General features: G+C 56.0%; 7 protein-coding genes. 6 read left to right on the forward strand and 1 reads right to left on the reverse strand.

The features are described 5' to 3' along the window. Positions 1-61: 61 nt before the first annotated feature. Positions 62-535 carry a phage regulatory CII family protein gene (locus KI614_RS02255; protein WP_226407547.1) on the reverse strand — a complete coding sequence of 158 codons (474 nt, stop codon included), beginning with the start codon at positions 533-535 and terminating at the stop codon, positions 62-64. Between the two features lie 162 nt (positions 536-697). Between KI614_RS02255 and KI614_RS02260 the strand changes: the two genes are divergently transcribed. The 6 genes from KI614_RS02260 to KI614_RS02285 all read left to right on the forward strand — a co-directional run bounded on the left by KI614_RS02260 (position 698) and on the right by KI614_RS02285 (position 9,409). Beyond that, positions 698-2,710 (forward strand): MBL fold metallo-hydrolase, encoded by a 2,013-nt coding sequence (locus KI614_RS02260; RefSeq protein ID WP_226407549.1) that lies wholly within the window; start codon positions 698-700, stop codon positions 2,708-2,710. A gap of 591 nt (positions 2,711-3,301) precedes the next feature. Next, a complete protein-coding gene (locus KI614_RS02265) occupies positions 3,302-3,559 on the forward strand; it encodes a hypothetical protein (RefSeq protein WP_226407551.1) in 258 nt (85 codons plus the stop codon). Positions 3,560-3,791: 232 nt separating this feature from the next. Then, positions 3,792-4,376 (forward strand): hypothetical protein, encoded by a 585-nt coding sequence (locus KI614_RS02270; RefSeq protein ID WP_203468500.1) that lies wholly within the window; start codon positions 3,792-3,794, stop codon positions 4,374-4,376. Position 4,377: 1 nt separating this feature from the next. Further along, positions 4,378-5,814: a sigma-54 interaction domain-containing protein gene (locus KI614_RS02275; protein ID WP_226407553.1), complete on the forward strand. Its 1,437-nt coding sequence runs from the start codon at positions 4,378-4,380 to the stop codon at positions 5,812-5,814. A 160-nt stretch (positions 5,815-5,974) separates the two neighbouring features. After that, complete coding sequence (locus KI614_RS02280; RefSeq protein ID WP_226407555.1) at positions 5,975-7,372, forward strand: GntP family permease; 1,398 nt, start codon at positions 5,975-5,977, stop codon at positions 7,370-7,372. A gap of 33 nt (positions 7,373-7,405) precedes the next feature. Beyond that, positions 7,406-9,409: an acyl CoA:acetate/3-ketoacid CoA transferase gene (locus KI614_RS02285; protein ID WP_226407557.1), complete on the forward strand. Its 2,004-nt coding sequence runs from the start codon at positions 7,406-7,408 to the stop codon at positions 9,407-9,409. Positions 9,410-9,520 lie beyond the last annotated feature (111 nt).

A 9,520-nucleotide genomic window follows, 5' to 3' on the forward strand; every position in this document is an offset into this window, starting at 1 on the left:
CAGGGCCAATTGGGGGCATCCATGTTGAGGTTGCCCCCTGTCGATGCTGGGTATGGTGCCACTACGCCGTTCTGGTTTGCTTTGCGGAAGGTGATTTTTCATACATTGCTCTCACATGGGAAAGCAATGTCTCAAGGGTCGTTCTCAAACGCATTGCTTCACCTTCGATCCGGTTAAGTTCTGTACCGGTAATTTCACCGTCTTTTGCATCTTCTACAACTTCCTGAACCAGTCGGCCAAACTTGACTGACATCTCACTGATATCAGTAATTACCGCGTTATCTGTAATTAAGGGAGAACCGGGGAGAGGGACGAATATTCCTGAGAATTCCTGTGCTAGCGCATGGAGTATTTGGATGTCGCCTGTGAACTCCATTAGTTTGACGGCCTCTTCAAGGCCAAGGTGATGAGAGTTGTTGTTGGGATTGACCTTGTTGACCAACACCTGCTTACCAACGCCAATGCCATCGGCAACGGCCGCTGCACCTCCGGCGCTTTCATGGACTGTTCGATATGCAGCTTCCAAAACTCTCACGTTTTTTCCTCGTCGATTAAAACGTATTCCAAAATTCAGATGGGATAGATAGTGCTTCCTGTGCGCTGACTGGCGATCTAGCGATGTCACAGTCAGTTACGGGTAAAGATTTTACCGGCACGCCGGTGGTTGTGCCGGTAAAGCTAAATAAATAGGGAGTTGATGATGAAGGTTAGATTTTTGGGTGCAACTGATGGGCATGTAACAGGTTCATGCACTCATTTTTCCTATGAGCGGCAAAACATCGAGTTCTTGGTCGATTGCGGTTTGGTTCAAGGAGAGGGTAATGATGAGGCTGCCAATGGCAAACCGTTTCCATTCTCCCCATCAGAGATCAAGTTTGTGTTGCTTACGCACGCTCACCAGGATCATTGCGGACTAATTCCCAAGCTGTATCGCGAAGGTTTTTCGGGGCGGGTGATCTGTACGAAGGCGACAGGCCGTTTGGCGCGAATTTCTTTGATCGATGCTGCGCGCCATGTAAAGGGGCTTTACTCCGAGGAGGACGTAAATCGGATTAAGTTTGAGTACATCGACGAAAGAGATGGGTTTGGGCTGTCGCGTATCCTGCCGATCGCACCTGACTTGTTCGCTTCGTTTACTCGATCCGCACATATTTTGGGTGCATGCTCAATTGCTCTTGGCTGGATGAACGAGGCAGATGAACGTGTTTACATGGTCATGAGCGGTGACCTTGGCAACAACACCAAAGAAAATCCGTTTCAACCGCTGTTGGCCGGGAGGCAGGGGGTTTTCGGATGGCCAGAAGCAATCGTAGTTGAGTCGACTTATGGGGCACGTTCTCGTGAAACGCACTTCTCCGATTTCGATGCCAGGATCGAGACTCTTCGCGATATCGTTCAGCGAGAGGTGTTCGACAAGAAGTCGGTACTGGTTGTCCCCGCATTCTCACTGCAGCGGACACAAGAATTGCTTTTTGATCTTCACTTTGTTTTTTCTAAGTATTTCTCATCGCCTGAAAAATCCCAGGCACCTTTTTATCCGTCGAATCCTTGGATTAATGACTTTGATGGTGAGTCTTGGGGCTACCCCCTTCACAGCGCCTTAATACGGGCCATTGATTCGTTGGAGCCGAATGAGGCCAATCGATGGAAGGCGGCCGTTGTTAAAGGCGGTGAGCCGGGAAACACGATTTGCACCTTCCGTGAAGGCGCTGAATATTCGTCTGCCGATATTCAGGAGCTCATTTCAACCCGCCATGCTTACCCAGTAGATATCGTCCTTGATTCGGCTTTAGCAAGGGAAATGAGCGGGGTGTTCCGTGACGAACTTTGTCGTCGGCAAAAAAAATATCCAGAAGAAACGATATGTCGTAACCGGAAAATGGCCGATAGATTGGGCTTGGCAAACGAGGAGGAGGTCGATGCGGTAATCCATTCCCTTTTCCCCCCGGCCAATGGTGAAACAGTAACGATTCCAGTCGGAATTCATCAGATTCGGTATGAGTCGGGTTTCAAGATGCCTAGGCCAATCGAGGCTCAGGAGCGAGGGTGTATCGTCATTACAGGGGGCGGTATGTGCGAAGGTGGCCCGGTAGTTAAGCACCTTGAAAAAATTGCTGCCTCCAAGCGGCAGGCAACAATTCTGGTGACCGGCTACATGGCCAAAGGATCTCTGGGGGATAGCTTGGTTAGTATTTGCAAGGCGCGGGATGAAGGCCGTCCGTTACCTAGCGAGAGCTTGGTAATAGGGGAAAAAACGATTTCTCCATCTGAGGTTACTGCTAACGTTATTGAAATTCAGGGCTATTACTCCGGTCATGCTGACCAGGATGGTCTGCTTGATTATGTGTTTCGTGAGATTGGTGAGGAGAAGGCGGGAGTACCTCGTAAAGCCGCCACTGTTTTCCTTAACCATGGGCAGCACGCAGCTCGTAAAGCATTGAAGGAAGTAATCGAAGCTAGAGGGGCATCTCAACGAGAGGGTGACCGTACAATAAGTGGTGTAGAGGTCCCAGATAACAGGGGGCGCTGGTATGACCTAAATACCAAGCAGTGGCTTGAGCCAGAGCAGGAGTCAAAAACGGATACGCTTCTCCGTGAGCTGTTGTTTGAGCAGCGGAAAACCAATCAACTACTTCAGCGACTAGTCGATCACAGGAGTGGTATGTCAAATCCGGCGTTCAAAAAAGGTGGGAAGCCGTTGAAGAAGTAGCTTGCTTCTTTCTGTTTTTGTAGGCTTGGCACGAAGTGGACTGTCCGTGCCCTGGCTAGACGCTTGCGATTTCAACATGGCAAAGGGTGTTGCCCAAGATTGTCTGGGCAACTTTCCCCTGAAAAAATGGTTGGTCGCTCTGAAACGGCCTGTCCGCAGCCGGTTCATCAGGGGAAAGTGCTGCGCCGATTGGCTGTATCTGGTAGTCTTCGCCCCGTGGCTTTTAGGGGAAGGTTCTTGGAGAAAACGATAAGAGCGTTATCTCAAGTATCTTCCTTAGTTATACGGTCGTCGTCGTGGGTGTCGAGAAAGTCGTTGATGGATTTGATCTCAAGGTGCTGATTTAACAGGTGTCTTGTCTTGAAAATCCGCGTGTCCGTGGTTCGATTCCGCGATTGGCCACCAGAACATAGCCTTGGTTTGCAAGGATAAAACGCCAACCCTAACCGGTTGGCGTTTTGCTTTGTAGAATGCGTTTTGGCACTTTTTCTGCATCGACTGTTCGGTCATCTTCTCAAGGGGCCGATGCCAAACAAGCGGGAGATTCATTTTGATCCAGCATTGCCGTGTACCACTGCTTTGGAGTGTCGAATGACCCGCTCGACTCGCGCGGCGGCCGCTGTTGCACGCCTTAATCGTCGGAGCGATGGGCCTCTTTATCAAATGGTCGTGACCGGAGACGGGTTGTTCAAGTTGCGTGAACAAATTGCAGGCGAAACCCGTGAGCTTGGTGAAGCGATGACGCAGGACGATTTTGTCCGCTTTGTTGATGCCCTTGGCCCGCAAGTCGTGCGCCGGGTCTCGAAGAACGACGAAGCCTTTGCCCGGCAACTGGTCAGGAAGCCGTAGTTCCCTTGATCGGGTGCTGCGGGTGCTGACCATCCATTTCCTCGGGTCGGGAAGCAAGGGGCTTTGCTTTTCTCGGGCGCGCAACGATTGCATCTAGGGGTTTTCCCCTGGGGCTATTGCAAATATCTCGTATTCTCACAATACTTGACTACGGGAAAGCGGCTTGAGAAGAAACAAAAACACGTTTTCCCCGTGCTGTTTCAGACTGAAAACCCCTAAGGAGGAAAAGGTTATGACTCTTGCTGCCAAAGTGCGTACGCACAAGCTTTCCCAGAATGCCTCGCTCTGTCTTTCCGGTTACAACCAGATCGGTGCCGATTCGCCGGCCATTGAAGCGATGACCGACTTTTCGCGTGTCCATACGGTGACGATCGGTGCGGCGGCGCTGCTGGCCGAAGCCAATGCAACGATGATTTCGCGTGGCGTCCGTTTGCTGATGGTGACGGCGTCCGATGGCGAAGTCGAAGGTCTGATCACGGCGCGTGATACGTTGGGTGAGCGTCCTATGCAGATCGCCCAGGGGCGCGGCGTCAAGCCGGCTGAACTGGCGGTGCGCGACCTGATGTGCCCGGTCGGTAATATCGATACCCTGTATCTCAATGAAGTCATGCATGCCCGCGTGATTGATATCCTCGAAGCGCTCAAGAACAAAGGGCGTCAGCACATCCTGGTTGAAGATATCGATCCGGTCACGGGCTTGCCGCGTGTGCGCGGTATTTTCTCGGCCACCCAGATCGGTCGTCTGCTTGGTGTGCCGGTACTCGGTTTCGACCTGCCCCAGACCTTTGCCGAGATCGAGGCCGCGCTGGCCAACTGAGATGTCGCTGCGCGTAGTGCCGATGACGCGGGACGACGCAGCCAGCGGGCCACGCGAAGACCTGCGTGAATTGGCGACGCGTGCGTTGTCCACTTACTTTGTCGATCTCTGTCAGGGGGCCGTCATTGTCGATGCGGATGCGCGCGTTGTCTGGATGAACGGGCAATATCCGGATCGTCTCGGCATTGCCGATCCGGCAACCGTCATCGGCCAGCCAATCGAAACGATCATTCCCAACAGCCTGCTGCGTGAGGTTGTTGAAAGCGGTCGGCCGATCATGCTCGACATCATGGATTTCGCCGATGAATCCTTTGTCGTCAGCCGCCTTCCGTTGCGCGATAAAAACGGCGTCGTGATTGGTGCCGTCGGCTTCATGCTCTACGACGATCCGCGCCATCTGGCGCCGGTCGTTTCCCGCTACCAGCGTTTGCGTACGGACCTCGCCGATACCCAGCGTAAACTGGCCGATGCCCGACGCACCCGCTACAGTTTTTCCTGTTTCATCGGCGCCGGCAAAGCCTGCATGGCCGTCAAGCAACTGGCTCGCCGGGCGGCACGGACTGCGGCGCCGGTACTGGTGCTCGGTGAAACCGGGACCGGCAAGGAGTTGCTGGCCCAGGCGATGCATGCCGCCGGGCCGAGGGCGCATCAGCCCTTTGTCGCGGTCAACATCGCCGCCGTGCCCGAAACGCTGCTTGAGGCCGAGTTTTTTGGCGTCGCGCCCGGCGCCTATACCGGGGCTGACAAGCATGGGCGCGACGGCAAGTTCAAGCTGGCCGATGGCGGTACGCTTTTTCTCGATGAAATCGGCGACATGTCTCTGGCGCTGCAGGCCAAATTGCTGCGGACCTTGCAGGAAGGTGAAGTCGAACCGGTCGGCTCGAACCGCCTGATTCCGGTCGATGTGCGGATCATTGCGGCGACCAGCCGCGATCTTGAGCAGATGGTTGCCGAAGGTCGTTTTCGTGCCGACCTGTATTACCGACTCAATGTCATTACCCTGAAAACACCGCCGTTGCGCCAGCGCTTCGAGGACATGCCGCTGCTGGCCGATTTCCTGATCGATCACATTTGTCGCGAACAAGGTGAGCCGGTACGCAGTATTTCGACTGCCGGGCTCGCCCGGTTGACGCAGCATGCCTGGCCCGGCAATGTCCGCGAACTGGCCAACGTGCTTGAGCGCGCCTTGCTGATGTCGGACGGCGATTGTCTGGAGGTGGAAGATCTCGATGCCGTGATGCCACCCGCTGTTCAGCAGGCGGTGGCTGGCAGTCTGGATATTGCCGAAGCGATTGCCCAGGCCAAGCGTGACGCGATCGGTAATGCCTTGCGCGCAGCGGGGGGAAACAAGGCGCAGGCCGCTCGTCTGCTGGGCATCTCGCGGGCCGCCTTGTACGAAAAAATTGCTGTGCTGGGCGTTGATGCAGCGTCGCCTTGATGTGTCTGCCGGGCTGGACAGTGTGTCAGCCAGTGCAGACGGAATGTCTCCTGCGGTCGACCGCTGATTTTTGCCTTTTCTCATTGGTTTCAATGGTTTGTTCTCCATGGCACGAGGCGTGCGATAGCCTTCGGGCAAATCTAATTCTTAGGAGACAACAATGGACTTTTTGATTGTGCTGGCATCGCTGGCATTCTTGATGTTCGTCGCTTATCGCGGCTACAGCGTCATTCTCTTTGCACCGATTGCCGCACTCGGCGCCGTGCTTTTCGTCGATCCAACACTGGTTGCCCCGATGTTCACCGGCTTGTTCATGGACAAGATGGTCGGCTTCGTGAAGAACTTCTTCCCGGTCTTCCTGCTCGGCGCCGTCTTCGGCAAGGTGATCGAACTGTCCGGTTTCTCCAAAGCCATTGTCGCCTCGGTGATCAAGATGATCGGGCGCGAACGCGCCATGCTCTCCATCGTCATCGTCTGTGCGCTGCTGACCTATGGCGGCGTATCGCTCTTCGTGGTGGTTTTCGCGGTTTACCCGTTTGCCGCCGAAATGTTCCGCCAGGGCGGCATCCCGAAGCGCCTGATTCCCGGCACCATCGCGCTCGGCGCCTTTACCTTCACGATGGATTCGCTGCCCGGTACGCCGCAGATCCAGAACATCATCCCGACGACGTTTTTCAAGACCGATATCTATGCCGCGCCCTGGCTTGGCCTGATCGGTGGCGTCTTCATTCTCATCTGCGGCTTGTCCTACCTCGAATGGTGCCGTCGCAAGGCCATTGCTGCCGGTGAAGGTTATGGCGAAGGCCACAGCAATGAGCCGGAAGCCTTCGAGCATGAAAAGCTGGCCCATCCGATGATCGCCATCCTGCCGCTGATCATGGTCGGTGTGATGAACAAGGTATTTACCAACCTGATTCCGGCACTTTACGGCGACAAGGTTTCGTTTATTCCGGCGGTGATCGGCAAGGCTGCTCCGGTTGTCCAGCAGACCAAGGCCATTGCTGCCATCTGGGCGGTTGAAGGTGCGCTGCTGGTCGGCATTGCGACGGTTTTCATCTTTGCCTGGAAGACGGTTTTCGCCAAGTTTGCCGAAGGCAGCAAGGGCGCCATCGGCGGTGCGCTGCTGGCGACGATGAATACGGCTTCCGAATACGGCTTTGGTGCCGTGATCGCAGCCTTGCCGGGTTTCCTGGTGGTGGCCAATGCGCTGAGTTCGATTCCGAATCCGCTGATCAACGAAGCGATTACCGTCACGGCCCTGGCCGGGATTACCGGTTCGGCCTCCGGCGGCATGGGCATTGCGCTGGCTGCCATGGCTGAAACCTTCATTGCCAATGCCAATGCCGCCGGTATTCCGCTTGAAGTCTTCCACCGCGTTGCCTCGATGGCCTCGGGCGGCATGGATACGCTGCCGCACAACGGCGCCGTCATCACCTTGCTGGCGGTGACCGGTCTGACCCATCGTCAGGCGTACAAGGATATTTTCGCCATTACCTGCATCAAGACGCTGGCTGTCTTTGTCGTCATCGCGGTGTTCTACGCGACCGGCATTGTCTGAACCAGATCACAAAATAATAAACGGAGACTGACCATGGCCCTTTCCCGTCACCCGATAGCCGCTTCATTGCGTGCTTCCGATACCGGCAAGATCGTTTCTGCCCGTGATGCTGTCCGCCTGATCAAGGATGGCGACACATTGGCAACCGGCGGTTTCGTCGGTATCGGATTCCCGGAAAATATCGCTGTTGCGCTTGAACAGCGCTTTCTCGAAGGTGAGGAGGCCGATGTGCATGGCCTCGGCAGCCCGCGTAACCTGACGCTGGTTTATGCGGCCGGGCAGGGTGACGGCAAGGAGCGGGGCCTGAATCATCTCGGCCACGACGGACTGGTCAGTCGGGTGATCGGTGGTCACTGGGGCCTGGTGCCCAAGTTGCAGCAACTGGCCGTGGCCAACCGGATCGAAGCCTACAACCTGCCGCAAGGCGTGATCTCGCACCTGTTTCGCGATATCGCCGCCGGCAAGCCGGGGACGATTACCCATGTCGGTCTCGGCACCTTTGTCGATCCGCGTTTTGGGGGCGGCAAACTGAATGAGAAAACGACGCTTGATCTTGTTCGCCTGATGGAAATCGACGAGCAAGAATACCTGTTCTACAAGGCATTTCCGATCAATGTCGGGATCATCCGTGGCACGACAGCCGATCCGGATGGCAACATCACAATGGAAAAGGAGGCGCTGACGCTGGAGGCGCAAGCCATTGCGATGGCTGCACGCAACTCCGGCGGCATCGTCATTGTGCAGGTTGAACGGATTGCCGAGCGCGGTACGCTCAACCCGCGTCAGGTCAAGATTCCCGGCATCCTGGTCGACTGCGTCGTGGTCGCCGAGAAGCCGGAATTCCACATGCAGACCTTCGTCGAACAATACAGCCCGGCCTACGCCGGCGAGATCAAGGTGCCGATGTCGGCCATTGCCGCGATGCCGATGAGCGAGCGCAAGATCATCGCCCGTCGGGCGGCGCTGGAACTCAAGGCCAACGCCATCGTCAATCTCGGCATCGGCATGCCGGAAGGCGTGGCTAACGTTGCTGCCGAGGAACAGGTGATCGACCTGATGACGCTGACCGCCGAGCCCGGCGTGATTGGCGGTGTGCCGGCCGGCGGCCTGAGCTTCGGCGCGGCAACCAATGCCCAGGCGATCATCGATCAGCCCAGCCAGTTCGATTTCTACGACGGCGGTGGGCTGGACATCGCCTTCCTCGGTCTGGCCCAGGCCGACCGTCAGGGCAATCTCAATGTCTCCAAATTCGGTCCGCGCCTGGCCGGGGCGGGCGGCTTCATCAATATTTCGCAAAATGCCAAGACCGTCGTCTTCGTCGGTACTTTCACGGCCGGCAATCTCGATGTTGCGGTCAACGAGGGAAAACTGGCCATTCTTGAAGATGGCAAGGCGAAGAAATTTGTCGAAGAGGTCGAACATCGCACCTTCAGTGGCCCGCAGGCGGCGAAGTGGGGCAAGCGCGTGCTCTACATCACCGAACGCTGCGTTTTCCAGTTGCGGCCTGAAGGGCTGGAGCTGATCGAAATTGCGCCGGGTGTTGATCTGCAGAAGGACATTCTCGACAAGATGGATTTCATGCCGATCATCAATGGCCAGCCGGCCTTGATGGATGCCCGGATTTTCAGCGACGAGCCGATGAATATCCGGCCCGACATGCTGGAAATTCCGATGGCCGAGCGGCTGTCCTACGATGCCGAGAAGAACCTGTTCTTCGTCAATTTTGCCGGCATGAGCGTGCGCAGCGAGGCTGACATCGGGCGTATTCTCGACGCCGTCGAGGCGCAGCTTGCGCCGCTGGGCCACAAGGTCAACGCCATCGTCAATTACGACCGGTTTTCGATTGTCCCCGAGCTGGTCGATGACTACATCGGCATCGTCAAAGGCATCATGAGCCGGCATTACCACGACGTGACGCGCTATACCTCAAGCACCTTCATGCGCATGCAACTCGGCGAAGCACTCGAAAAGCAGCAGATCGAGCCGCATCTTTATGAAAGTGCCGACCAGGCCCAAGGGCATTTCGACAGCATTTGAGCTGGATCGCGACCGGGGCATCGGCGTAAAACTCAATGACCCGGTTGCTGGCTGCCATGAGCGCGCATGCTCGCGGTATCATGCCGGACTTACTGCGGTCGACACAGGTTT

The sequence above is a fragment of the Dechloromonas denitrificans genome, assembly GCF_020510665.1.
Lineage (GTDB): Bacteria > Pseudomonadota > Gammaproteobacteria > Burkholderiales > Rhodocyclaceae > Azonexus > Azonexus denitrificans_B.

Excerpts from the sequence above, each read along its gene's own strand:
- KI614_RS02260 (WP_226407549.1), top strand. The coding sequence starts at position 698 with ATGATGAAGGTTAGATTTTTGGGTGCAACTGATGGGCATGTAACAGGT.
- KI614_RS02270 (WP_203468500.1), top strand. The coding sequence starts at position 3,792 with ATGACTCTTGCTGCCAAAGTGCGTACGCACAAGCTTTCCCAGAATGCC.
- KI614_RS02275 (WP_226407553.1), top strand. The coding sequence starts at position 4,378 with ATGTCGCTGCGCGTAGTGCCGATGACGCGGGACGACGCAGCCAGCGGG.
- KI614_RS02285 (WP_226407557.1), top strand. The coding sequence starts at position 7,406 with ATGGCCCTTTCCCGTCACCCGATAGCCGCTTCATTGCGTGCTTCCGAT.
- KI614_RS02265 (WP_226407551.1), top strand. The coding sequence starts at position 3,302 with ATGACCCGCTCGACTCGCGCGGCGGCCGCTGTTGCACGCCTTAATCGT.
- KI614_RS02280 (WP_226407555.1), top strand. The coding sequence starts at position 5,975 with ATGGACTTTTTGATTGTGCTGGCATCGCTGGCATTCTTGATGTTCGTC.